Origin of the sequence: Streptomyces chartreusis, from assembly GCF_008704715.1 — a bacterium.
GTDB lineage: Bacteria > Actinomycetota > Actinomycetes > Streptomycetales > Streptomycetaceae > Streptomyces > Streptomyces chartreusis.
In genome coordinates this window covers 2772450-2798716 of sequence record NZ_CP023689.1, presented here as the reverse complement: position 1 = coordinate 2798716, position 26267 = coordinate 2772450, and the positions used below count along the sequence as shown (strand labels likewise).

Here is a 26267-nt window from a genome sequence, read left to right as displayed (position 1 = left end):
TCGGTGCATGAGCACGCGCACGCCGATCGCCTTCCTCAAGGGTCACGGCACCGAGAACGACTTCGTGATCGTCCCGGACCCGGACAACGTCATCGACCTGTCGCCGGCCGCCGTCGCCGCCCTGTGCGACCGCCGCGCCGGCATCGGCGGTGACGGACTCCTGCACGTCGTGCGCTCCGCGGCGCACCCCGAGGCCAAGGACATGGCGGCCGAGGCCGAGTGGTTCATGGACTACCGCAACGGCGACGGCTCGATCGCGGAGATGTGCGGCAACGGCGTGCGCGTCTTCGCCCGCTACCTCCAGCACGCCGGTCACACCACCGAGGGCGACCTCGCGATCGCCACGCGCGGCGGCGTGAAGACCGTGCACATCGCCAAGGACGGCGACGTCACCGTAGGCATGGGCAAGGCCCGGCTCCCCGAAGGGGACGTGAAGGTGGGCGTCGGCGAGCGCAGCTGGCCCGCGCGCAACGTGAACATGGGCAACCCGCACGCGGTCGCCTTCGTGGACGACCTCGCGCACGCCGGCGACCTGTACTCCCCGCCGCCGTTCAGCCCGGCCTCGGCCTACCCGGACGGCGTCAACGTCGAGTTCGTGGTCGACCGCGGACCCCGGCATGTCGCCCTGCGCGTGCACGAGCGCGGCTCCGGCGAGACCCGGTCGTGCGGCACGGGCGCGTGCGCCGTCGCCGTGGCCACCGCGCGCCGGGACGGCACCGACCCGGCGGTGACCGGCGCCCCCGTGACGTACACCGTCGACGTGCCCGGCGGCACCCTGGTGATCACCGAGCGGCCCGACGGCGAGATCGAGATGACCGGTCCCGCGGTGATCGTGGCCGAGGGCGAGCTCGAGGCGGACTGGCTGGAAACCGTCGTTCGTTGAGTGCTCGGGGTCTGGGATCCCGGGCTGTGGGGCGCCTGTGGTTTGGGAGTAGCGGTTCTGGCGCCCCGAAAGGATTGGAAAACGCGAACTCCGGCTGGTCGCGTGGCGCAAAATCGTAAACCTGCAAACCCTCGCTCGAATGGGTGATCCGTTTCACGCTCGGCGAGAGGCGGTCAGTCGCACGTGGTGGGCTCGGTAGCATCAAGCACCGGCCCGGACGGGGGACAAGCCGCCATCCCCTGAGCCGTGTCCGCCATGGGGTACCCCGTCCGCCGGTTAACGCAGCCGGAGGTGCCCATGAGTGCGGAGGCAACGAATTCCGCGACGCCAGGCCCGGTAGCAGGCCCTGTCCCGCCTGCCGTGCCACGCAGGAAGGCCCGCGCCCGCCTCGACCTGCGCCGCCTCGGCCGGGCGGCGTTGCTCGGCCCAGCCTCACGCGACCGGCTGCCCGACGCGATCGGCCATGTCGTCGACGCCCACCGGGCGCACCACGCCGACGCGGCCCTCGAACCGCTGCGCCGCGCCTATGTGCTGGCCGAGTCCTCGCACCGGGGCCAGATGCGCAAGAGTGGCGAGCCGTACATCACGCACCCCCTCGCGGTGACCCTGATCCTCGCCGAACTCGGTGCCGAGACCACCACCTTGACGGCCTCTCTGCTCCACGACACCGTCGAGGACACCGATGTGACCCTCGATCAGGTCGGCGAGGAGTTCGGCGCGGAGGTGCGCTTCCTCGTCGACGGCGTCACCAAGCTGGAGAAGGTCGACTACGGCGCCGCCGCCGAGCCCGAGACCTTCCGCAAGATGCTCGTCGCCACCGGCAACGACGTCCGCGTGATGTCGATCAAACTCGCCGACCGGCTGCACAACATGCGCACGCTCGGCGTGATGCGCCCCGAGAAACAGGCGCGCATCGCCAAGGTCACCCGTGACGTGCTCATCCCGCTCGCCGAACGGCTCGGCGTCCAGGCGCTCAAGACGGAACTGGAAGACCTCGTCTTCGCGATCCTGCATCCCGAGGAGTACGAGCACACCAGGGAGCTGATCGTCGAGAACGCCTCCCGCAAGGACGATCCGCTCGCGGAGATGGCCGAGCGGATGCGGGCCGTCCTGCGCGAGGCCGACATCCAGGCGGAAGTCCTCATCCGGCCCCGGCACTTCGTCTCCGTGCACCGGGTGTCCCGCAAGCGCGGACGGCTGCGCGGGGCCGACTTCGGGCGACTGCTGGTGCTGGTGGGCGAGGACGCCGACTGCTACGGCGTACTGGGCGAACTGCACACCTGTCTGACGCCCGTCGTCTCGGAGTTCAAGGACTTCATCGCGGTCCCCAAGTTCAACCTGTACCAGTCGCTGCACACCGCCGTGGCCCGCGAGGACGGGCAGGTCACCGAAGTCCTCATCCGCACGCACCAGATGCACAAGGTCGCCGAGGCCGGGGTCGTCGCGCTCGGCAATCCCTACGCGCCCTCCGCGGAGGAGCAGGCCGTCGCAGGCGACGGTGAGCGCGCCGACCCGACACGGCCCGGCTGGCTGTCCCGGCTCCTCGACTGGCAGGAGGCGGCGCCGGACCCGGACACCTTCTGGTCCACGCTGCGCGAGGACCTCGCCCAGGACCGCGAGATCACCGTCTTCCGGCCCGACGGCGGCACCCTCGGACTGCCCGAGGGCGCGACCTGTGTGGACGCCGCGTACGCCCAGTACGGCGAGGACGCGCACGCGTGCATCGGTGCCCGGGTCAACGGGCGGCTGGCGACCCTCAGCACCGTGCTGCGCGACGGCGACACCGTTCAGCTGCTCATGGGGCAGGATCCGGCCTCGGAGCCCTCCAGGGAGTGGCTGGAGCACGCGCACACGCCCGCCGCGCGGATCGCCATCCAGCGGTGGCTGGCCGCGCATCCCACGCACACGGCCGCGGAGCCCAAGGACGCCGAAGTGGCCTTCCGGGGCGAGTCGGACGGGCCTGCGAGCGCGGCATACGCCGGGGAGGGCACGGTCGTGCGCCCGGCCGGCCGTTCCGCCGCCAACGTCCTGGTCGACCGGCCCGGCGCGAGCGTGCGGCTCGCCGGCTGCTGTACGCCCGTGCCGCCCGACGAGATCACCGCGTTCTCCGTGCGCGGGGGAGCGGTGACGGTGCATCGCGTCGAGTGCGCCGCGGTGGCGCGCATGAAGGGCACGGGGCGTGCGGAGATCGACGTGCGCTGGGGAGAGACCGCCGAGTGCCGGGTCACGCTGGTCGCCGAATCGTTCGTTCGCCCGCATCTCCTGGCCGACCTCACCGAAGCGATGGCCCAGGAGGGCGCGGAAATCGTCTCGGCGACGGTCGAGCCCCCTTCGCAGCAGCGGGTGCGTCACACCTACACGGTCCAACTGCCGGACGCCGCACTGCTTCCGGGCCTCATGCGGGCCATGCGCAATGTGGGCGGCGTGTACGACGTCAGCAGGGCCCAGCCGCAGACACAGGGAGCGTGAAGGCGGGCGAGGGGCCGATATCCGCGTCCGCGCGTGCACCCACCTGACCTACCCGTTCGAGTGTGGCGGTCGCGCGTCGTCGACGTCCTCTGCTTGTGCGCTGATAGCCCTGGTCCATGCTGCTCAACCCCCGCAACAAGGCTCAGCGCGCTGCCCGTCCACGCCGGCGTCTCAAGGTGCCCGCGATGCTCGCCGGCGCTGTCTCCCTCTGCCTGCTCGCCGCCAGTGCACCCGCCACGCCCCTGGGCGTCGGTGACCGCCTCTACCCGCATCTGGGCAACCCCGGCTACGACGTGGCGTCGTACGACCTGTCCTTCACCTACCCCGGCACCAACGACAAGCCCCTCCAGGCCGTCACCACCATCGACGCCTGGACGACCGAGGACCTGGAGCGGGTCAATCTGGACTTCGCCCACGGCAAGGTCGACTCCGTCGAGGTCGACGGGGAGCCCGCGTCGTTCCGCAGCGCCGGTGAGGACCTCGTGGTCACGCCCGGGCAGCCGCTGCCCGACGGCAGCTGGATGCGGATCACCGTGCGGCACACCAGCGACCCCGTCTACGGCAAGGAGCGCGAGGGCGGCTGGGTGCGGACCGCGGACGGGCTGGCCATGGCCAACCAGGCCGACGCCGCGCACGTGGTGTTCCCGTGCAACGACCACCCCTCCGACAAGGCCCTGTTCACCTTCCGGGTCACCGCGCCCAACGGCTACACCGCCGTCGCCAACGGCCTGCCGACCGACGTGGACCGCGCGGGCGGCTCGACGACCTGGACGTACCGGACCCGGCACCCCATGGCCACCGAGCTCGCCCAGGTCTCCATCGGCCGCTCCAAGGTCGTGCACCGCGAGGGACCGCATGGCCTGCCCGTACGGGACGTCGTGGCCACCGCGGACCGCGAGCGCCTCGAGCCCTGGCTGAAGAAGACCCCCGGCCACATCGCCTGGATGGAGAAGAAGGTCGGGCGGTACCCGTTCGAGACGTACGGCCTGCTCATGGCGCACGCCACCACGGGCTTCGAGCTGGAGACGCAGACCCTGTCCCTCTTCGAGCGGGAACTCTTCACGCAGTCCGCGTTCCCGCAGTGGTACGTCGAGTCGATCATGGTGCATGAGCTGGCGCACCAGTGGTTCGGCGACAGCGTCAGCCCGCGGACCTGGTCCGACCTGTGGCTCAGCGAGGGGCACGCCACCTGGTACGAGGCCCTGTACGCGGCGGAGAAAGCGGACCGGCCGTTCGAGACACGGATGAAGGCCGCGTACGCCGCGTCCGACCGCTGGCGCGCCGCCGGCGGACCGCCCGCGGCGCCCAAGGCACCCGCGCCCGGCAAGAAGAACGGGATCTTCCGGCCCAACGTCTACGACGGCGCGGCCCTGGTGCTGTACGCCCTGCGCCAGGAGATCGGCGCACCGGCCTTCCAGAAGCTGGAGCGCCTCTGGGTGAGCCGCTACCGCGACGCATCCGCCTCGACCGCGGACTTCGTCGCCCTCGCGGAGGAGGTCTCCGGACGACAGCTCGACGGGTTCATGAACCCGTGGCTGTACGGCGCGAAGACCCCGCCGATGCCCGGTGAGCCGGAGTGGAAGTCCGTGGACCCGGCGAAGACGGTCAAGAAGGCGCACAAGGCGGCCGGGAAGACCGGGGGCAAGTCCGCCGGCAGGACCGGTGGCAAGGCCGTCGGCAGGGCGGCCGGGAAGTAGGACCGGTCGGGAAATAAGGCGGTGACGAGACGGGCCGTGCCGTGCGACCATCATCGGGTCGGCGCGGCACGGCCCGCGGGAATCTCCCGGGGCGCTCGTGCGTTATGTGCAGTGACGGAACAGGTTCCGGATGCCACGGATTCGTTCCGCGGCGCCGCTGCCACCGTCGCCGTAACCGGATTCCCGATCGACGTAAGGACCCAATGACCTCCTCTTCTTCCTTTTCCCAGGACACGCAGCGTTTCGTGCAGACCTATGCCGACGGCCGTCGGGCCGATGCCCTGATGGAAGAGGACGTCGCCTGGAGCCACGAGATCGACGGAGAACGGGACGGCGATCAGTTCGACCGCTCCGAGCGTGCGGCTCTGCGCCGTGTGGCGGGCCTCTCCACCGAGCTCGAGGACGTCACCGAGGTCGAGTACCGCCAGCTCCGACTGGAGCGGGTCGTGCTCGTCGGTGTCTGGACCTCGGGGACCGCGCAGGACGCGGAGAACTCACTGACGGAACTCGCAGCCCTCGCGGAGACCGCGGGCGCGCTCGTGCTCGACGGCGTGATCCAGCGCCGCGACAAGCCCGACGCGGCCACCTTCATCGGCTCGGGCAAGGCCATCGAGCTGCGCGACATCGTCGTCGAGTCCGGCGCCGACACCGTCATCTGTGACGGCGAGCTCAGCCCGGGCCAGCTCATCGCCCTCGAGGACGTCGTCAAGGTCAAGGTCATCGACCGTACGGCCCTGATCCTCGACATCTTCGCCCAGCACGCCAAGTCCCGAGAGGGCAAGGCTCAGGTCGCGCTCGCGCAGATGCAGTACATGCTGCCGAGGCTCCGCGGCTGGGGTCAGTCGCTGTCCCGGCAGATGGGCGGCGGCAAGGGCGGCGGCCTCGCCACCCGTGGTCCCGGTGAGACCAAGATCGAGACGGACCGGCGACGGATCCGCGAGAAGATGGCGAAGATGCGCCGGGAGATCGCGGACATGAAGACCGGCCGTGAGATCAAGCGCCAGGAGCGCAAGCGCCACAAGGTGCCCTCGGTCGCCATCGCCGGATACACCAACGCCGGCAAGTCGTCCCTGCTCAACCGCCTCACCGGCGCCGGCGTCCTGGTCGAGAACGCCCTGTTCGCGACCCTGGACCCGACCGTGCGCCGGGCCGAGACCCCGAGTGGTCGTCTGTACACGCTGGCCGACACGGTCGGCTTTGTACGGCACCTGCCGCACCACCTCGTCGAGGCGTTCCGCTCCACCATGGAGGAGGTCGGCGAGTCCGACCTGATCCTGCACGTGGTGGACGGCTCGCACCCGAACCCGGAGGAGCAGCTGGCCGCCGTTCGCGAGGTGATCAGGGACGTCGGTGCGATCGACGTACCGGAGATCGTCGTGATCAACAAGGCGGACGCGGCCGACCCGCTGACGCTTCAGCGGCTGATGCGGATCGAGACCCGCTCCATCGCGGTCTCGGCGCGCACCGGCAAGGGCATCGACGAACTGCTCGCCCTGATCGACAACGAGCTGCCGCGGCCGTCCGTCGAGATCGAGGCCCTGGTGCCGTACACCCTCGGCAGGCTCGTCGCCCGCGCCCACACCGAGGGCGAGGTGATCTCCGAGGAGCACACCCCGGAGGGCACGCTGCTCAAGGTGCGGGTGCACGAGGAGCTGGCGGCGGATCTCGCGCCGTACGTCCCGGCGCCGACCGCCTGAGCCGACCGTAACGGCCGGAACTGACGAAGGCCCGCTCCCCTGTCGCAGGGGAGCGGGCCTTCTGCCTGTCCTCGGTGCTGCTCGTGCTCAGTGCCGCTTGTGGATCACCGGCCGCCGTAGGTCCTGCTCATGTTCTGGTACAGCGACTCGGCCCCCCGGCCGAGCTGCGGGCCGGCGAGCCAGGTGTTGTCCTCCGGTCCGATCGAGGTGTTCGACACCAGCTTGGTGTCGCCGTTGACGACCCGGAACCAGCCGCCGCCCGACGAGCCGCCGGTCATCGTGCAGCCGATGCGGTACATCGTCGGCAGCGCCGGGCTCAGCGAGAGACGGCCCGGACGGTCGACGCACTTGAACATCTTCAGGCCGTTGAACGGCGGTGCCGCCGGGTAACCCCAGGCGCCCATCGTGTCGACCTCTGTCGCGGACGGGGCAGTGAAGTCGACGTCCAGAGCGCCGGTGGTCTCCTCCAGGGACTTCGCGCCGGACTCCGGCTGCACGTGCAGCACCGCGTAGTCGTACGTGGCACCCGCGCCGCCTGTCTCCGAGCCGCCCTGGATCCACTCGTTGGACGTCGAGACCCAGTCGGCCCACCAGTTGCCGTAGGGGGCGATCTCCGTGGGCGTGGCATTGCCCAGCTCCGCCTCGGACTTGCCGAGGTCGTTGTACGCGGGGACGAAGGCGATGTTGCGGTACCAACCGCCGCCCTGTCCCGCGTGCACGCAGTGGCCCGCCGTCCAGACGAGGTTGGACTTGCCGGGGTGGTTGACGTCCTTGACGACCGTGCCGGAACAGACGGCCGGGCCGTCGGGGGTGTCGAAGAAGACCTTGCCGACGGGCGCCGCGTTGTCGTGGTACGGCGTCTTCTCGGCCGTGGCCTGGACGGGGGCAGGCTCCGGATCGCTCACGCCCTGGTCGGCGGAGGCGTCCTGCGTGGTGACCGTCTTGTTGGCCTCCTTCGCGGACTGCATCCGCTCAGGCTTCCACAGGCCCTCGATGACCGGGTTGACGAAGTCCTCGGCCTCGCTGAGCCACTTGTCCTGGTCCCAGTCCTTCCAGGCGCCGTCCTTCCACTGGTCGACGTCGATCCCGTGCTCCTTGAGCTTGTCCGCGATCTCGGACGGGATCTGGATGCCGTCGCCGGTGTTGCCGGAGTCACCGGCCCCTGCGGCCTGCGAGGCGGCGGCGTCGGCCTTGTCGCTCGCCGGGTCGTCGGCCGAGCCGCCACAGGCGGTCGCGGTCAACGCCAGCGCGGCGACGAGGCCGGTGGCGGCGAGAACGGAACGCCGCCTGCGATATCGAACTGCGGACGATGGAGCGGAACGCGTGGAACGCATGGTGCGGTAAACCCCCGTTGAAGCATGGTGCTGCGAATGGGCGCCGTGATGGCTGTTGCTTACTCGTCCCTCTCAGGGGCCGACTGCCATCTCTGCGCGGCCCCCCGGACGCGACATCCCACTATGCCCGTGGAGTTGAGAGCGAACGGCGGTGAGGCGGTGAAGGTTTCCCCCTGTGACGGTTCCGCCCCGATACCGGGTTCCCCCTGCTATGGGTCCCCCTCCCGGTGAGGATCCCTTCACCGTCCCACCGCCGCCGTCGCTGTCAACTCCGTGCTTCGGCGCGCGTCACTGACCGGTGAACTTCTCGCTCACCCCGTCGAACACGGCCTTGGCCTCCTTGCCCAGCCGCGGACCCGCCAGCCAGCCCGCGTCCACCGGACCGATCGAGGTGTTCGACACCAGCGCCGGCTTGCCGTTCGAGCCCGTGGCGATCCAACCGCCACCGGACGAACCGCCCGTCATTGTGCAGCCGATGCGGTACATGGTCGGGTCGGACGCCCTCAGCGACAGCCGGCCCGGCTGGTCCTGGCACTGGTACAGCTTCTGGCCGTCGTACGGCTTGGCAGCCGGGTAACCGACGGCCTTGATGCTGTCCACGTCGGGGACGGCCGGCGCGTTGAAGTTCACGGGCAGGGCCGAACCGACCGTCTCCTCCAGGGACTTGCCGCTGCCGCCCGCCTCCGGCTTCACATGCAGCACGGCGAAGTCGTACGGCGCGCCGTCCCCGCCCGTCGGACCGCCATCAGCGATCCACTGGTCCGAGGTCTGCACCCAGTCCGCCCACCAGACGCCGTACGGGGCCGCCTGCTCCTTCGTGGCGTTCTCCATCGCGGCCGTACCCATGGCCTTGTCGTTGTACGACGGCACGAACGCGATGTTGCGGTACCAGCCGCCGCTCTTGCCCGCGTGCACGCAGTGGCCCGCCGTCCACACCATGTTGGACTTACCGGGGTTGGCCGGGTCCTGTACGACCGTCGCCGAGCAGACCATCGTGCCTTCGGGGGAGTCGAAGAACACCTTGCCCGCCTCGGGGGCGTTGGCGTGGTACGTGGGCGCCACGGCCTGCGCGTCCACGGGCTGCGGCGTCGGGTCGGTCACGCCCTGGTCACCGGAGAGGTCACTGTCGTCGACACCCCGGTCCGGGTCCTCGGCGTCGCGCATACGGTCCGGGTCCCACAGGCCCTCGATGATCGGGTTGATGTAGTCCTTGGCCTCGCGCAACCAGTCGTCCCGGTCCCAGTTCTTCCAGGCCCCGTCCTTCCACTTGTCGAGATCGATCCCGTGTTCCTTGAGCTTGTCCTTGATGTCGTCCGGGATCGTGATCTTGCCCTCGCCACCGGCCGCGGCGGACGCACTGGGCTCGCCACTCGCATCGGCGTCGCCCGACTCGCAGGCGGTGACGGTGAGCGTCAGTGCCGCGGCGAGCGCGACCAGGGGCAGCGGGGAGGTTCTGCGGCGCGCACTCCTCCCCCGACGGGCGGTGAACGACGGCCGTATCGATCGCATGATCTGTCTCCCCCTGAGGTGACGGTTCGTGGTGCCGCAGCCGTGACGCATTCGCCGATCGCTTGCCGATCCCTTGCTGATCGCTCGCTGGTCCTGCTTGCTTTCACGGCGCGTTGGGACGGCCTCACACACTATGCGGTCGCTGTGGGTGCGTTCCGACAGAACGGCAACGGTTTCGCTACGGGCCGTCTGAACAGGCAACTTGTCGCGAGGGGCGCCGATTTGAAGTATCCCGGGTCCGGTTTTGTCGGGCACGGTGTTGTCGGGCACGGTGTTGTCGGGTGGGGTGATGTTGGGTGGGGTGTCTTGTGCGGCGGATGTCGCAGTGTGGTTTGTGACGGTGCGGTGCGGTGTGGAGCGGTGGTGTGGGCGGGGGCTGGCTGCCAGTGCCAAGCGTCGATGCGTTGCCGTGCACGTTGGCTCCGAGCTCGAGGGCGTCGAGGGCGGCCGGGCTTTGCAACGGGTCCGAGGGGGCGCGGGGAGTGGACTGCCAGGCCACGGCGGCCGTCGGAGGCTGCTGCCGTGACGCGTGCGGTCCCGCCCGTCGACGGTTTCGTCTCGGCAAGGATCTTGAAGCAACCCGTAACCCGGTGAACGGTCCACGGTTGGTAGCCGTGGGGGTCCGCCGCCCGTGAGCGGCCCCTTGTGCCCAGTTCCCCGGAGTTTCGAGTGGACGCTCGCGGGGCTTCGTATGTCGGGGCGGGCGAGGATGCGAAAGACCTGCTCGCCCCTGGACAGCGGGAGGACAGGGAGCCATGGCCGTGACCGAATCTGTGCGCGGGGATACGTCCGAGTCGGCAGGGACCGGCGCCGCGCATGAGGGGATCCTGCGACGGCAGTCGGCGCGCGAGTCCGCGGCGCGCACCTACGCGCGCGCCCTGCCCATCGTGCCGGTGCGAGCACGTGGGCTGACCATCGAGGGCGCGGATGGCAGCCGCTACCTGGACTGCCTCTCTGGCGCCGGGACACTGGCACTCGGACACAACCACCCCGTGGTCCTGGAGGCCATCCGCAAGGTCCTCGACTCGGGCGCCCCTCTCCACGTCCTCGACCTCGCGACCCCCGTCAAGGACGCCTTCATCACCGAGCTGTTCCGCACCCTGCCGCCCGGGCTCGCCGACAACGCACGCGTGCAGTTCTGCGGGCCCGCCGGCACCGACGCCGTGGAAGCCGCCTTCAAACTCGTCCGGGCCGCGACCGGACGCAGCGGCATCCTCGCCTTCAGCGGCGCCTACCACGGCATGACCGCCGGAGCCCTCGAGGCATCCGGAGGCGCCTACGACGTCCGGGTCGCGCGCCTGCCCTACCCGCAGGACTACCGCTGCCCCTTCGGCGTCGGCGGTGAACACGGCGCCGAACTCGCCGCCCGCTGGACCGAGTCCGTCCTCGACGACCCCAAGTCAGGCGTCCGACACCCCGCCGGGATGATCCTCGAACCCGTCCAGGGCGAAGGCGGAGTGATCCCCGCCCCGGACGAGTGGATGCGCCGCATGCGCCAGATCACGGCCGACCGGTCCATCCCTCTGATCGCCGACGAGGTTCAGACGGGTGTCGGCCGAACCGGCTCCTTCTGGGCGGTGGAGCACAGCGGCGTCACCCCCGACGTGATGGTCCTCTCCAAGGCCATCGGAGGCAGCCTGCCGCTGGCGGTCATCGTCTACCGCGACGACCTCGACGCCTGGCAACCCGGCGCCCACGCCGGCACCTTCCGCGGCAACCAACTCGCCATGGCCGCCGGCATGGCAACCCTCGCCTACGTCCGCGAGAACCGCCTCGCCGAGCGCGCGGCCGACCTTGGCACCCGGATGTTGGACCAACTCCGAGGCCTTGCAGCTGAGTTCGACTGCATCGGGGATGTGCGGGGGAGGGGGTTGATGATCGGGGTCGAGGTGGTGGAGCCGGAAGCTGAACCCTTGCGGGAGCGGGAGCGGGAGCGGGAGCGGGAGCGGGAGCGGGAGCGGTTGGCGGGCCTGGCGGGTGAGGGCGGGGTGCTGGCCGATCCGGACTGGCGTGGGGGAGTAACTGACCTGGCGGTGCCGGGAGATTCGGCTGGCCCTGGGAGGCTCCGCGGCACTGGCGTCGAGGTCGGCCGGCTGGTGGACCCCGACTCCGCCCGGACGCCGGGCGGCCGGCCGACGGGCGTCACCCCTGCCGACCGGGCGGCAGGCGCGGCAGCGGCGGCGATGCAGAGCAGCCGGGACCACCACCCTCGACCGGCAGCCCCGGAGCTCGCGGTCGCCATCCAGCGCGAGTGCCTGCGACGCGGCCTGATCGTCGAACTCGGCGGCCGCCACTCCAGCGTCGTACGGCTCCTCCCACCCCTGACCATCAGCGACGAGCAGGCGACCGCTGTGCTCGACCGACTCGCGGACGCGGTGGCTGCGGTATCCCGCAACCACCCCGGTCACGACCGACTGCAACGCCCGCAACCTGGACAGCAGCGACGTGCCGACCGAGCCCAGAGTACGGACCGTGCCGATCACGAAGGCCGAGGCGACCGCGCCGATCGCGCCGACGAGGCGGGGTAGCGCGGCAGTCGACAGCAGGGGCGTGCCGGTGTGTTCCCCGAGCTGTGCCCTGGCTTCGCCGTCCGTCCGTTGTGCCCGCCCCAGCCGACGGCCTACCCCCTCGCGAAGCATCCCGCCCCTCCACAACCTCGCCTCCAACTGACACACCCCCTCCACATGTACCTTCCGCACGCTGCACGCCAGCCGCCCCCACACCGCAGTACGGCTGCACTGCCGCGCGAGTCGGAACCACCCCCCCCGAGGACCAACCTTGAACAGCACCCCCACAACTGCCGGCCGCCGTTCCACCCCACCGGAGCGAGGAGACGCACCGCAGGGAACCGCCCCGGCAGACAGGGCAGCTTCCGTTTCCGCCCACGCAGCACCCGCGGCGCAGGGACCGGTCCGCACACCGCCCCAGGCAGACGTCCCGGACGCTGAACGGCTGCGCAGCGAAACCCCCGACCTGCTGGAGCACCCCGACCCGCACACCGCAGCCCAGGCCGCCGCCGTGGAGAACCTGCTCCGCTGCTGGGTACGCGAGACCAACGTCCCGGCACCCCACGACGGGCTTCTCCGCATCCTGCTGCCCGCCACCGGCACGGCCCTGGTAGCCCCGGTCCACTACTGGTCCCCGACGGGATGGCACCGCTTCGGCCTTCCGTACCTGGCCGCCGCTACCGATCAGTCCTCGCTCATCGACTCGGTCACCCTCGCCGCCCTACTCACCAGGGAGGCGCTGTACCGAACCCCCGATGCATCCGAGACCTCCTCAGTACCGTCGTCCGCACCCGTGGCGCTCACCGCGATGGCGGCCGCCACGGACCTGGTCGCCCGCGTCGCCGACTCCGCCCAGCGAACCGCCCGTTTCATCAGCGAGCGTCGGGACAGTCCGGCCGACAGCGCTGACCTCTTCCTCGCCGCCGAGCAGGCGCTCCTCCTCGGACACCCGCACCACCCGACACCGAAGAGTCGCGAAAGCCTCTCCGAGACCGAAGCCCGGCTGTACTCACCCGAGCTGCGCGGCTCCTTCCCCTTGCACTGGCTGGCCGTCTCCCCTTCCGTACTCGCCACCGACTCGGCGTGGACCGAACGTGGCCGTGCCGTCCCCGCGTCCCAGCTCACCGCTCGACTTGCCAGCCCTGACCTGGCCCTTCCCGACGGCTACACGGCCCTGCCACTCCATCCCTGGCAAATGCGCGAAGTTCGGCATCGCCCCGAGACCGCCGACCTGTTCGATGCCAGCCTGCTTGCCGACCTCGGTGACCACGGCGAACGGTGGCATCCGACCTCCTCGGTACGCACCGTCCATCGGTCCGGCGCTCCGGCCATGCTCAAGCTCTCGCTGGGCCTGCGCATCACCAATTCCCGCCGTGAGAACCTCCGCAAGGAACTGCACCGCGGCGTTGAGGTGCACCGACTCCTTCGCAGCGGACTTGCGACGCAGTGGCAGGCCGCGCACCCGGGATTCGACATCGTCCGCGACCCGGCCTGGCTCGCCGTCGACGGGCCTGGCGGAGTCCCCATCCCGGGCCTCGACGTCATGATCCGACACAACCCCTTCCGTCCTTCCGACGATGTGTCCTGCGTGGCCGGACTCGTCTCACCCCTTCCTCACCCACAAACCGACGTCACCGCAGCCCGACGCCGGTCGGACAGGGAGCCGCTGCGGTCCCGGCTGGCCGAGCTGATCACGCGTCTCGCCACACGAACCGGCCGCCCCCGGGGAGCCGTGGCCGCGGAGTGGTTCCTGCGTTACCTCGAACACGTCGTTCGCCCCGTGCTGTGGCTGGACGCCGAGGCCGGCGTCGCCCTGGAGGCGCACCAGCAGAACACGCTGCTCCTGCTGGACGGCGACGGCTGGCCCTCCGGCGGCCGGTACCGCGACAACCAGGGCTACTACTTCCGCGAGTCCCGGCGCGCGGAGCTGGATGCCCGACTGCCCGGCATCGGCGAGCACAGCGACACCTTCGTCTCGGACGAGGTCACCGACGAACGGTTCGCCTACTACCTCGCGATCAACAACGTGCTCGGTCTCATCGGCGCATTCGGTTCCCAGCGTCTCGTCGACGAACAGTTGCTGCTCGCCGCGTTTCGTCGCTTCCTCGGCGAAGTGGCCGCTGGGCCAAGCCGGCTCGGCACCTCACTGCCGGCACACCTGCTCGACTCCCCCGTCCTGCGCTGCAAAGCCAACCTCCTGACCCGAATCCACGGCCTCGACGAACTCGTGGGCCCGGTCGACACCCAGTCCGTCTACGTCACGATCGCCAACCCCCTCCATTCCTGAGGAACATGCCCCATCCCGCTTCCTGAGAGGAGCGTCCCCGTGCCTCCCACCGACGCGAGTGCCAACGCAGGTACCGCCCCGGTCACCGACACCGGCCCCACGAGTCCGACCGCTCCTGAGAGCCGTATCGGCCCGGCTGCCGACGCGGGCGCAGACAGCGAGGACACGTTGGACCTGCATCTGCCCGACGAATTCGTCGCGCTCTTCGCGGAGGACACCGGCGCCGACGGGAGCCGAAGCCTTGGCGAAGCCGCAACGGCAACCACAACGGCAGGGCCAGCCAGCGCGTCAGCCACAAGCGCTGCCACCGCCGAGCGTGCCGGCGCAGGCGCAGGCACAACCACGTGTGCCTCTGAGGCCCCGCCCGCTTCCACCACCCCGAACCCCGACGATCTCCTCGGCGGCGTCGCAGACTGGGGCCCGCTCAGCACCCCGGCAGGGGCACTGCACCTAGTACCCGTACGGATCGAGCGAGACCTCCCGATCATCAGCCGCTGGATGAACGACCCTGCCGTCACAGCGTTCTGGGGCCTTGCGGGACCGGACAACGCCATCGAGGAGCACCTGCGATCCCAGCTCGCCGGCGACGGACGCAGCGTCCCGTGCATGGGCCTGCTGGAAGGCACGCCGATGAGCTACTGGGAGATCTACCGAGCCGATCTCGACCCGCTGGCCCGCCACTACCCGGCCAGGCCCCACGACACCGGAGTCCATCTCCTTATCGGTGGCATGGGTGATCGAGGGCGAGGACTCGGCGGAACTCTTCTCCGAGCCGTCGCCGATCTCGCACTCGACAAGCGGCCCGCCTGCGCTCGCGTCGTCGCCGAACCGGACATTCGCAACACCCCTTCCGTCGCCGCCTTCTTGACCGCCGGCTTCCGGTTCGCCGCCGAGATCGACCTGCCCGCCAAGCGGGCCGCCCTCATGATCAGAGACCGGAGCCTGCGTCACCTGCTGTGACGGCGCGTCGCAACGTCGTCACTTTTGGTACACCGCCCACGCCGATCCGGTTCCCACTCCCGACGAACCGAATTCAGGCCGAGTCGATCTCTGCGTGGACCCACCGCGACCGGAGCCTCAACCGATCGGCTTCGCTAGCGCTCAAAGCTCCCCAGCCCTATGACCGCACCGAACCACCCAGCCCCGACCCCGAAATCACCCCGGCCAAAGTCGACCGATCTTGATCACATTCGGCGCGCAACCGACCGCAGCGACCGCACCCGACACCCACCCGAACCTTCCCTGACCACGACCGAACAGATCCCGCACCCACTCGACCCGATCCCACCGCCACCCGAACCGGTCCGATCCTCACCAGCCGATCACCCGGTCTTGATACAGCCCCCGGGCTCGACCGTGGGCGCTCGTTTGTCAGTGCCGAGTCGTAGGGTGGTCGCTCTATGGAAAAGCCCTCACTCCCCGAACTCCTGCATGCCGCTGTCACTGCTGTTGGCGGCACGGAGCGCCCTGGCCAGGTGACTATGGCCGAATCCGTCGCGGAGGCGATCGACGGCGGCACCCACCTGCTCGTCCAGGCCGGCACCGGCACCGGAAAGTCGCTCGGCTACCTCGTGCCCGCGCTCGCGCACGGGGAGCGCGTCGTCGTGGCGACGGCCACCCTGGCGCTTCAGCGCCAGCTCGTGGAGCGGGACCTGCCGCGCACCGTCGACGCACTGCACCCGCTGCTGCGCCGGCGTCCGGAGTTCGCGATGCTCAAGGGCAGGTCGAACTACCTGTGTCTGCACCGCCTGCACGAGGGTGTCCCGCAGGACGAGGAGGAGGGCCTCTTCGACCAGTTCGAGGCAGCCGCACCCACCAGCAAGCTGGGCCAGGACCTGCTCCGGATGCGCGACTGGGCGGACGAGACGGAGACGGGCGACCGCGACAACCTGACGCCCGGTGTGTCCGACCGCGCCTGGGCACAGGTGTCGGTGTCGTCGCGGGAGTGCCTCGGCGCCACGAAGTGCGCCTACGGCGCGGAGTGCTTCGCCGAGATGGCCCGGGAGCGGGCCAAGCTCTCGGAGGTCGTCGTCACCAACCACGCGCTGCTCGCGATCGATGCCATCGAGGGCGCACCGGTCCTTCCACAGCACGAGGTCCTGATCGTCGACGAGGCGCACGAACTGGTCTCCCGCGTCACTGGAGTCGCCACTGGCGAGCTCACGCCGGGCCAGGTAAACCGCGCGGTGCGCCGCGCAGCGAAGCTCGTGAACGAGAAGGCCGCCGACCAGCTCCAGACAGCCGCCGAGGGCTTCGAACGGCTGATGGAGCTGGCGCTGCCCGGCCGCCTGGAGGAGATCCCGGAAGACCTCGCCTACGCGCTCATGGCGCTGCGCGACGCCTGCCGCACCGTGATCTCCGGAATCGGCGCGACCCGCGACAAGTCGGTGCAGGACGAGGACGCGGTCCGCAAGCAGGCGCTCGCCTCCGTCGAGTCGGTGCACGACGTGGCGGAGCGGATCACCAACGGTTCGGAGTGGGACGTCGTCTGGTACGAGCGACACGACCGCTTCGGCGCGTCCCTCCGCGTGGCGCCGATGTCGGTGTCGGGTCTGCTGAGGGAGAAGCTCTTCGCCGACCGCTCCGTCACTCTGACCTCCGCGACCTTGAAGCTGGGCGGCGATTTCAACGGTGTCGGCGCCTCACTTGGACTCGCTCCGGAGGGCACGGAGGGCGATGACCTCCCGCAGTGGAAGGGCGTGGATGTCGGCTCACCGTTCGAGTACCGCAAGCAGGGCATCCTGTACGTCGCCAAGCACCTGTCGCGCCCCGCGCGGGACGGCGACCGCGCCGACATGCTCGATGAACTGACCGAGCTGATCCAGGCGGCCGGCGGCCGCACGCTCGGCCTGTTCTCCTCGATGCGAGGAGCCCAGCTGGCGGCCGAGGAGCTCCGCTCCCGCATTCCGGAGTTCCCGATCCTCCTCCAGGGCGAGGAGACGCTCGGTGAGCTGATCAAGAACTTTGCCGCCGACCCGAAGACCTGCCTGTTCGGCACGCTCTCCCTCTGGCAGGGCGTCGATGTACCCGGCCCCAGCTGCCAGCTGGTCGTCATGGACAAGATCCCGTTCCCACGCCCCGACGACCCACTGATGAGCGCCCGCCAGAAGGCGGTGGAGGACGCCGGCGGCAACGGCTTCATGGCGGTCGCCGCCACCCACGCCGCACTGCTCATGGCCCAGGGCGCCGGGCGCCTCGTACGGGCATCGGGGGACAAGGGCGTGGTGGCCGTACTGGACCAGCGGCTGGCCACAGCCCGGTACGGGAGCTATCTGAAGGCGTCACTGCCCGACTTCTGGTACACGACGGACCGTAATCAGGTCAGGAAATCGCTGGCCGCTATCGATGCGTCAGCGACACAGGCGGAGGCCGAAGCAGCGGCGAAGTAGCCGAGACCACCGTGGTTAGCCTGTCGCGGCACCGCGACAGGCTAACCACTGGTCCAAAAGCCGCGGACACCGGGTCCGGTCCCAGTACCGGACGGTCATGCCGTCGGTCCCGCGCACCCGAACAGCACAGGGCCCCGGAACCGGCGCAGAGGTCCCGGGGCCCGGTCAAGGGGCGACGCCTATCGGTTCGCCCGCCGCAGCCGTCACACGCGCCGCAGCACTGCCACCACCTTGCCCAGGATGGTCGCGTCGTCGCCGGGGATCGGCTCGTACGCGGAGTTGTGAGGGAGGAGCCAGACGTGGCCGTCCTCGCGCTTGAAGCGCTTGACGGTGGCCTCGCCGTCGAGCATCGCGGCCACGATGTCGCCGTTCTCGGCGACCGGCTGACGACGGACCGTGACCCAGTCGCCGTCGCAGATCGCGGCCTCGATCATCGAGTCACCGACGACCTTGAGCACGAACAGCTCGCCGTCGCCGACCAGCTGCCGGGGGAGGGGGAAGACGTCCTCGACCGACTCCTCGGCGAGGATGGGGCCACCGGCGGCGATGCGGCCGACCAGCGGGACGTACGACGCTGCGGGCTTGCCGGCGGTGTCCGTGGGCTGCACGGATGCGGCCTGGTCGGAGCCGCGCACCTCGTACGCGCGCGGGCGGTGCGGGTCCCGACGGAGGAAGCCCTTGCGTTCCAGTGCCATCAGCTGGTGCGCCACCGAGGACGTGCTGGACAGGCCGACCGCCTGGCCGATCTCCCGCATCGACGGCGGGTAGCCACGACGCTGCACGGAATCCCTGATGACCTCGATGACACGGCGCTGGCGGTCGGTGAGCCCTGAGCTGTCCGCCCGGATGCCGGGAGGTCGACCCGGAAGGGAACGCTTTTGTCCCTCGGGATTCATGGCTTCGTTCATCGCATGCACCGGCTCGAGTCGGCCCTGGGAGCGGTCCTGGGCAGTGATGGTGGCACTGTCTGCGGTGGTGGTCACGTCGGCCCCTCTCGATGGTCTCCCTGCTGCACAACGGTAGTTGCTTTCGAAAGGTTGCGCCAAACACACGTTCGAGTGAAAAATCGCGAATCGGCTTACGTGATCGCGTGTCGGGGTGTATGGCTAACGAGCTGTCCGGCGGGCAAAAGGGTCCATTGTTGTACTCTTCACCGCCGGGCTGACGACCTCGTGGGTTGTTGCCCCAGTCTGCCATCCGGGATCAGCTCAGCTGGGAAGCGACCCCCATCTGTGCGGGAGTCCCACGTCGCCTCCGTGTGGCGCTCACGGTATCTCCGTATGTGCCGCAGGGATACGGCTGTGCATCGGAGTGTCTGGCGGACGGGCGTGGCAGTGCGCCACCTGCCCATGTCCGTGCGACACGCGCATACGGCCTGGATGTATGAGCCAATCCCCACATCTAGTGGTTGGATTGCAGCAGCAGCCCAGAAGTTGTGGTCCCCCCGGTCTTCGGACCCTCGGAGATCGCCTATGCTTGGGGCTGCTTCGCGGGGCCCATGAGGTCCAGCGAGGCTATTGAGTCTGCTGTGAAGGAGGGTTGGAGTTATGCACTGCCCCTTCTGCAGGCACCCCGACAGCCGTGTCGTCGACAGCCGTACGACCGACGACGGCACGTCGATCCGCAGGCGCCGCCAGTGTCCTGACTGCTCCCGTCGTTTCACGACCGTGGAGACATGCTCGCTGATGGTGATCAAGCGGTCCGGAGTCACCGAACCGTTCAGCCGTACCAAGGTCATCAACGGCGTGCGCAAGGCATGCCAGGGACGACCTGTCACCGAGGACGCGCTCGCTCAGCTCGGCCAACGGGTCGAGGAGGCGGTGCGGGCCACCGGAAGCGCCGAGCTGACCACCCACGACGTGGGGCTGGCCATACTGGGCCCGTTGCAGGAACTCGACCTCGTCGCCTTCCTGCGATTCGCCTCCGTCTACCGGGCTTTCGACTCGCTCGAGGACTTCGAGGCCGCGATCGCAGAGCTGAGGGAACCGACGGGACGCCCCGCCGCGGACGAGGACGACCGCGAGGACGACGTGGGCGCAGTCACGGGGGGCCAGGAAGACCACCGCGGGTCCGGAGGGACTGCACAAGTCCCCGTGCCCGCCAACGCCGCCGACTAGGGCGGGCCGGATCCGGACATCAGACCGGGATCCGGCCGAGAGAGCGGCGACAGAAGACCTGCTGCGGGCGGCGATCAGAGGGTGCTCGCAGCACCAGACACAACACGTGCCACGGGGAACATCGGGGCACTTCAGGGCGTTTTAGCCCGTACAGGGAGGCGGCATGACAGAGACGGCGAGCGGTCCGGCACGGAGTTCCCGCGCCAAGGGCACCAAGGCGACCAAGGGACTGCGTATCGAGCGCATCCACACCACCCCCGGCGTGCACCCGTACGACGAGGTGGCCTGGGAGCGCCGTGACGTCGTCATGACCAACTGGCGCGACGGCTCGGTGAACTTCGAGCAGCGCGGCGTCGAGTTCCCCGGCTTCTGGTCGGTGAACGCGGTCAACATCGTCACCAGCAAGTACTTCCGCGGTGCCGTCGGCACCCCGCAGCGCGAGGTGAGCCTCAAGCAGCTCATCGACCGCATCGTGAAGACGTATCGGAAGGCCGGCGAGGACTACAAGTACTTCGCCTCGCCCGCCGACGCGGAGATCTTCGAGCACGAGCTGGCGTACGCCCTCCTGCACCAGATCTTCAGCTTCAACAGCCCTGTCTGGTTCAACGTCGGCACGCCCCAGCCGCAGCAGGTCTCCGCCTGCTTCATCCTGTCCGTCGACGACTCCATGGAGTCGATCCTCGACTGGTACAAGGAAGAGGGCATGATCTTCAAGGGCGGCTCCGGCGCCGGCCTGAACCTCTCCCGCATCCGCTCCTCCAAGGAACTGCTGTCCTCCGGCGGCAACGCCTCGGGCCCGGTCTCCTTCATGCGCGGTGCCGACGCCTCCGCAGGAACGATCAAGTCGGGCGGCGCCACCCGCCGCGCGGCCAAGATGGTCATCCTCGACGTCGACCACCCCGACATCGAGGACTTCATCGAGACCAAGGTGAAGGAAGAGGAGAAGATCCGCGCCCTGCGGGACGCGGGCTTCGACATGGACCTGGGCGGCGACGACATCACGTCCGTCCAGTACCAGAACGCCAACAACTCGGTCCGCGTGAACGACACGTTCATGAAGGCGGTCGAGTCGGGCGGCAAGTTCGGCCTGACCTCCCGTATGACCGGCGAGGTCATCGAAGAGGTCGACGCCAAGGCCCTGTTCCGCAAGATGGCCGAGGCCGCCTGGGCCTGCGCCGACCCCGGCATCCAGTACGACGACACCATCAACCACTGGCACACGTGCCCGGAGTCCGGCCGTATCAACGGCTCGAACCCGTGCAGCGAGTACATGCACCTGGACAACACGTCCTGCAACCTCGCCTCGCTGAACCTGATGAAGTTCCTGAAGGACGACGGCAAGGGCAGCCAGTCCTTCGACGTCGAGCGCTTCGCGAAGGTCGTCGAGCTCGTGATCACCGCGATGGACATCTCCATCTGCTTCGCAGACTTCCCGACGCAGAAGATCGGTGAGAACACGCGCGCGTTCCGCCAGCTCGGCATCGGCTACGCCAACCTCGGCGCCCTGCTGATGGCGACCGGCCACGCGTACGACTCCGACGGCGGCCGTGCCCTCGCCGGTGCCATCACCTCCCTGATGACCGGCACGTCGTACCGCCGTTCCGCCGAACTCGCCGCGGTCGTCGGCCCGTACGACGGCTACGCCCGCAACGCGACGCCGCACCTGCGCGTCATGAAGCAGCACGCCGACGCCAACGGCAAGGCCGTCCGCATGGACGACCTCGACACGCCGATCTGGGCCGCCGCCACGGAGGCCTGGCAGGACGTGCAGCGTCTCGGTGAGAAGAACGGTTTCCGTAACTCCCAGGCGTCCGTCATCGCCCCGACCGGCACCATCGGTCTGGCGATGTCCTGCGACACCACCGGTCTTGAGCCCGACCTCGCGCTGGTCAAGTTCAAGAAGCTGGTCGGTGGCGGCTCGATGCAGATCGTCAACGGCACCGTCCCGCAGGCCCTGCGCCGCCTGGGTTACCAGGAGGAGCAGATCGAGGCGATCGTCGCCCACATCGCCGACCACGGCAATGTCGTCGACGCCCCGGGCCTCAAGCACGAGCACTACGAGGTGTTCGACTGCGCCATGGGCGAGCGCTCCATCTCTGCGATGGGCCACGTCCGGATGATGGCCGCGATCCAGCCGTGGATCTCCGGCGCCCTGTCCAAGACGGTCAACATGCCGGAGTCGGCGACCGTCGAGGAGGTCGAGGAGATCTACTTCGAGGCCTGGAAGATGGGCGTCAAGGCGCTCGCGATCTACCGCGACAACTGCAAGGTCGGTCAGCCCCTCTCCGCGAAGACCAAGGAGAAGGAGAAGGCCGAGATCACGGAGAAGGCCGAGGCCACCATCCGTGAGACGGTCGAGAAGGTCGTCGAGTACCGCCCGGTCCGCAAGCGTCTCCCGAAGGGCCGTCCCGGCATCACCACGTCCTTCACGGTCGGCGGCGCCGAGGGCTACATGACCGCCAACTCCTACCCGGACGACGGTCTCGGCGAGGTCTTCCTGAAGATGTCCAAGCAGGGCTCGACGCTCGCAGGCATGATGGACGCCTTCTCGATCGCGGTCTCCGTCGGCCTCCAGTACGGCGTGCCGCTGGAGACGTACGTCTCGAAGTTCACGAACATGCGCTTCGAGCCGGCCGGCATGACGGACGACCCGGACGTGCGGATGGCGCAGTCGATCGTCGACTACATCTTCCGTCGCCTGGCGCTGGACTTCCTGCCCTTCGAGACGCGCTCCGCGCTCGGCATCCACTCCGCCGAGGAGCGTCAGCGTCACCTCGAGACGGGTTCCTACGAGCCCAACGAGGACGAGGTCGACGTCGAGGGTCTGGCCCAGTCGGCGCCCCGCGCCCAGGAGCTGAAGGCCGTCGCCGCGCCGAAGGCCGAGGCCTCGGTGGCCAAGCCCGCTCCGCAGCAGGCCCACACCAGCGCCGAGCTGGTGGAGATGCAGCTGGGCATCCAGGCCGACGCCCCGCTCTGCTTCTCCTGCGGCACGAAGATGCAGCGCGCCGGTTCCTGCTACATCTGCGAGGGCTGCGGCTCGACCAGCGGTTGCAGCTGACACCGCCCGGGGCTCGGCCCCGGCCGTCGGACAGCCCCTGAGGGGCTCTGACGGCAGGTAGCTCACAAAGAGGGGCGCCGACGACATGTCGGCGCCCCTCTTCGTTGTACGGCCCGCGCGTGGGCGATTACGTCACGCGCGTGTGCGAGCGACTCTCAGGGCTGGCCGGCCCTGCCCATGACCGCCGTGAACGTCGCCGGGTCGTCCTCGAAGCCGCGGATACCCGCGCGGAACTCCCATGTGCTCGATCCTTCGCGCACGAACTCCGCGACCGTGGCCGCTGTCGATCCGAGTACCCCGCCGAAGTCGTCCTCGGCCATGACGGTGTAGCCCTCGCGGATGCGCAGGGCCGGCTTGATGACACTGACGAAGGTGCGCTCCGCCGGGCGCTGCTGGATCACGACGCCGACCAGCACGCGCGCGTACCGCCTGTCGAGCCGGTCGAGCTCCACGGTCAGCACCTCGTCCCAGCCGAAGCCCTTGCCGTCCTTGCTGTCCCGGTTGAGATAGATGGTGCCGTCGGGAGAGCGGCTGTCGAAGTGCACCACGTAGGCGGGATCACCGTAAGGATCGCTCGTCAGATAGGTCGCAGCCACTATGTCCAGATCGGTGGGCGGCTGCCCGGCCGGACTGGGATCCCACTTGAGCGAGATCTCGACTTTCCGGGTTCCCTTGTTGATGGCGTTCACCAGGCTTCCCCTTCCCCGTGATGCGAATGCTCCCAGCCTGAACTGCCCTGCGGACAAGGCCGGTTGTCCATCCTGCCACGCGCGCGGGATCACGCGTGGGGGACCAGTGGCGCCGACCGTGACCGACGCCACGCTGAGTGGCCTTACCATGGCGCGGTGCTGGTCAAGTGGATTCGCTGCACCGTGGTGGACCGCCGCGGCTTCGAGCGGGGGCAGCGAAAATGGGCGGGGCTTCTGGGGGAGCCGGGATTTCGGGGGCAGGGTGGTGGCTGGAGCCGGGGGCGGCAGGGAGTGGCGCACATCTTCTCGTTCTGGGAGAGCCGTTCCTTCTACGACTCCTTCATGGCCCGCTCCCATGACCGGCTGGCCGCGGCCCAGTCCGGCACGTTCAAGGACATGCAGGTCAAACTGTTCGACTACCGCTTCGACGTGAAGACCGGCTTCGAGCCGCGCTTCACCGACGCCGACCTCGTCCGGGTGGCCCACTGCCGTGTCCACGAGGAACGCGCGGAGCACTTCACGCTCATGCAGGAGAAGGTCTGGAACCCCGCCATGGCCGGCTCCCCGGGCATGATCCGCGGACTGTTCGGTGAGGCACCGGGCCCCGAGTTCCTCGTGCTGTCGATGTGGCACTCGGCCGCCGAGCACGGCAAGTACCGGACCGAGCGCGTGGAGCGACTGGCGCTGCGCGCCCAGATCGAGGCGGATGTCGCGGCCCTTACGGGTGACATCGTGGAGCTCGAGGCGACCTGGACGGTCTGACTCGGTTTGAAATCCAAACGCGATGTATCGGTGTCTTGATGTGGCCGGTGATACAGGAAATGTGTGACCTACGCCGTATGGAGCCCGTATGAGTGCTCGATCGGCCGTCGGCCGATCTAGGGTTTTGGCATGGCACGACCACGGCGCATCGTCCTTGTCCGACACGGGGAGTCAACGGGCAATGTTGATGACACCGTTTACGAGCGTGAGCCCGACCACGCGCTGGCCCTGACCGAGCGGGGCTGGCGGCAGGCGGAGGAGACGGGTAAACGCCTGAGGGAGGTTTTCGGCCGCGAGCGAGTCAGCGTGTACGTCTCGCCCTACCGCCGTACCCACGAGACCCTGCGCGCCTTCCACCTGGACCCCGAGCTCATACGGGTGCGCGAGGAGCCCCGCCTGCGCGAGCAGGACTGGGGGAACTGGCAGGACCGCGACGACGTACGCCTCCAGAAGTCCTACCGGGACGCCTACGGCCACTTTTTCTACCGCTTCGCCCAGGGCGAGTCCGGCGCCGACGTGTACGACCGGGTCGGCAACTTCCTGGAGAGCCTGTACCGCAGCTTCGAGGCGCCCGATCATCCGCCGAACGTGCTGCTCGTGACCCATGGACTGGCCATGCGGCTGTTCTGCATGCGCTGGTTCCACTGGACGGTCGCCGACTTCGAGTCGCTGTCGAACCCCGGGAACGCGGAGATGCGGATGCTCGTTCTCGGGGACGACGGCAAGTACACGCTTGACCGGCCGTTCGAACGCTGGCGTGACCCGGAACCGTACGGGATCACCGGATAGAGTGGCAGGGCGATGACCGCTGACTCCTCCCCCGAAGGGCGCCTGGACCGCGCCCTCACCAGCCTGCGCGGACTCGCGGTGGGGGACGCCCTCGGCTCGCAGTTCTTCGTGCCGGTGAACTATCCGCTGCTGAAGCGGCGCGAGCTCCCGCCCGGTCCCTGGCAGTGGACGGACGACACGGAAATGGCCTGCTCCGTGGTCGCCGTCCTGGCTGCCCACCACCGCATCGACCAGGACGCCCTCGCCGGCTCCTTCGCCGAGCACCACGACTTCGACCGCGGCTACGGGCCCGCGGTCAACCGGCTGCTGCGCCTGGTCAGGGAGGGCGGGGACTGGCGCGAGCTGTCGGCCGCGCTCTTCAACGGGCGGGGCTCCTGGGGTAACGGCGCCGCGATGCGGATCGCACCTCTCGGGGCCTGGTACGCGGACGATCCCGAGCAGGCGACCCACCAAGCCGAGATCTCCGCCTACCCGACGCATCAGCACCGCGAGGCCGTGGTCGGCGCCATGGCCGTCGCCGCGGCTGCCGCGCTGGCCGCGGCCCCTGGCGGGCCGCCCAGCCCGGAATCGCTCCTGGATGACGTCATCGCTCTGGTCTCGAAGAGCGCGGTCGGGGCAGGTCTACGACGTGCACGGGACATGCTCGACTACGGCGACGCTGGCACCGTCGCGGCCGTCCTGGGTTGCGGACGGCGTACGACGGCCCACGACACGGTGCCCTTCGCCCTCTGGTCCGCCGCGCGGGCCCTGGGCGACTACGAGCGGGCCTTCTGGACGACCGCGCAGGTCGGCGGTGACGTCGACACCACGTGCGCCATCGTGGGCGGTGTGATCGGCTCTGGGAAGGCCGGATCGGCGCCAGCCCAGTGGCTCGAGCGGACCGAGGCTCTGCCCGAGTGGGCGCCGACGGCGATGACCGCCTAGGGCGGTTCGGTCGTCCTGCCGGAGCACTCGATAACTTTCTGTGCATCCCGGGAACTCTGCGTGACCGCTGGTCCGTTGTCGTGGCAGTGGGTGTGCGACCGGTGGGGCCGCACGCGCTGGTGACACGCGAGGGCACAGGGGGTGGGGTCATGGCGT

Annotated in this window: 17 protein-coding genes; 13 read left to right on the top strand and 4 right to left on the bottom strand. The window is 69.4% G+C overall.

Annotated features, from left to right (window positions below; all coding sequences use genetic code 11):
• Positions 1-7 precede the first annotated feature (7 nt).
• The 4 genes from dapF (at position 8) to hflX (ending at position 6746) form a co-directional block, all read left to right on the top strand.
• Positions 8-883 (top strand): diaminopimelate epimerase, encoded by an 876-nt coding sequence (gene dapF / locus CP983_RS11595; protein WP_150499545.1) that lies wholly within the window; start codon positions 8-10, stop codon positions 881-883.
• Positions 884-1180: 297 nt separating this feature from the next.
• Positions 1181-3352 carry a RelA/SpoT family protein gene (locus tag CP983_RS11590; RefSeq protein ID WP_150499544.1) on the top strand — a complete coding sequence of 724 codons (2172 nt, stop codon included), beginning with the start codon at positions 1181-1183 and terminating at the stop codon, positions 3350-3352.
• 116 nt (positions 3353-3468) lie between these two features.
• On the top strand, positions 3469-5049 hold the full coding sequence (locus CP983_RS11585) for a M1 family metallopeptidase (protein ID WP_150499543.1): 1581 nt from the start codon (positions 3469-3471) through the stop codon (positions 5047-5049).
• Between the two features lie 203 nt (positions 5050-5252).
• Positions 5253-6746 (top strand): GTPase HflX, encoded by a 1494-nt coding sequence (hflX, locus tag CP983_RS11580; RefSeq protein ID WP_150499542.1) that lies wholly within the window; start codon positions 5253-5255, stop codon positions 6744-6746.
• Between the two features lie 104 nt (positions 6747-6850).
• Here hflX and CP983_RS11575 read toward each other — a convergent pair whose 3' ends face one another.
• Complete coding sequence (locus tag CP983_RS11575; protein WP_150499541.1) at positions 6851-8080, bottom strand: trypsin-like serine peptidase; 1230 nt, start codon at positions 8078-8080, stop codon at positions 6851-6853.
• Between the two features lie 288 nt (positions 8081-8368).
• On the bottom strand, positions 8369-9589 hold the full coding sequence (locus tag CP983_RS11570; RefSeq protein WP_150499540.1) for a trypsin-like serine peptidase: 1221 nt from the start codon (positions 9587-9589) through the stop codon (positions 8369-8371).
• Positions 9590-10344: 755 nt separating this feature from the next.
• Between CP983_RS11570 and CP983_RS11565 the strand changes: the two genes are divergently transcribed.
• From CP983_RS11565 to CP983_RS11550, 4 genes are all read left to right on the top strand, one after another.
• Positions 10345-12117, top strand: coding sequence for a diaminobutyrate--2-oxoglutarate transaminase family protein (locus tag CP983_RS11565; RefSeq protein ID WP_150499539.1), 1773 nt, complete (start codon positions 10345-10347; stop codon positions 12115-12117).
• Between the two features lie 250 nt (positions 12118-12367).
• Positions 12368-14383, top strand: a complete 2016-nt coding sequence (locus CP983_RS11560) for an IucA/IucC family protein (RefSeq protein WP_373309798.1) — start codon at positions 12368-12370, stop codon at positions 14381-14383.
• Positions 14384-14422: 39 nt separating this feature from the next.
• On the top strand, positions 14423-15343 hold the full coding sequence (locus tag CP983_RS11555) for a GNAT family N-acetyltransferase (RefSeq protein WP_150499538.1): 921 nt from the start codon (positions 14423-14425) through the stop codon (positions 15341-15343).
• 440 nt (positions 15344-15783) lie between these two features.
• Positions 15784-17772 carry an ATP-dependent DNA helicase gene (locus CP983_RS11550; protein ID WP_107907464.1) on the top strand — a complete coding sequence of 663 codons (1989 nt, stop codon included), beginning with the start codon at positions 15784-15786 and terminating at the stop codon, positions 17770-17772.
• Between the two features lie 203 nt (positions 17773-17975).
• On the opposite strand, the gene lexA is transcribed toward CP983_RS11550, so the two are convergent.
• On the bottom strand, positions 17976-18755 hold the full coding sequence (lexA, locus tag CP983_RS11545) for a transcriptional repressor LexA (RefSeq protein ID WP_030944708.1): 780 nt from the start codon (positions 18753-18755) through the stop codon (positions 17976-17978).
• 564 nt (positions 18756-19319) lie between these two features.
• Between lexA and nrdR the strand changes: the two genes are divergently transcribed.
• On the top strand, positions 19320-19889 hold the full coding sequence (gene nrdR, locus CP983_RS11540; protein ID WP_030944710.1) for a transcriptional regulator NrdR: 570 nt from the start codon (positions 19320-19322) through the stop codon (positions 19887-19889).
• A gap of 163 nt (positions 19890-20052) precedes the next feature.
• Positions 20053-22947, top strand: coding sequence for a vitamin B12-dependent ribonucleotide reductase (locus CP983_RS11535; protein ID WP_107907466.1), 2895 nt, complete (start codon positions 20053-20055; stop codon positions 22945-22947).
• Positions 22948-23102: 155 nt separating this feature from the next.
• Here the strand turns inward: CP983_RS11535 and CP983_RS11530 are convergent, their stop codons facing one another.
• Positions 23103-23636, bottom strand: a complete 534-nt coding sequence (locus CP983_RS11530) for a TerD family protein (RefSeq protein ID WP_150499537.1) — start codon at positions 23634-23636, stop codon at positions 23103-23105.
• A gap of 156 nt (positions 23637-23792) precedes the next feature.
• Between CP983_RS11530 and CP983_RS11525 the strand changes: the two genes are divergently transcribed.
• The 3 genes from CP983_RS11525 to CP983_RS11515 all read left to right on the top strand — a co-directional run bounded on the left by CP983_RS11525 (position 23793) and on the right by CP983_RS11515 (position 26111).
• Entirely contained in the window at positions 23793-24398 is a 606-nt protein-coding gene (locus tag CP983_RS11525; RefSeq protein ID WP_150499536.1) for a YdbC family protein, read from the top strand.
• A 129-nt stretch (positions 24399-24527) separates the two neighbouring features.
• On the top strand, positions 24528-25187 hold the full coding sequence (locus CP983_RS11520) for a histidine phosphatase family protein (protein ID WP_030944720.1): 660 nt from the start codon (positions 24528-24530) through the stop codon (positions 25185-25187).
• 12 nt (positions 25188-25199) lie between these two features.
• Positions 25200-26111, top strand: a complete 912-nt coding sequence (locus CP983_RS11515; protein WP_150499535.1) for an ADP-ribosylglycohydrolase family protein — start codon at positions 25200-25202, stop codon at positions 26109-26111.
• Positions 26112-26267 lie beyond the last annotated feature (156 nt).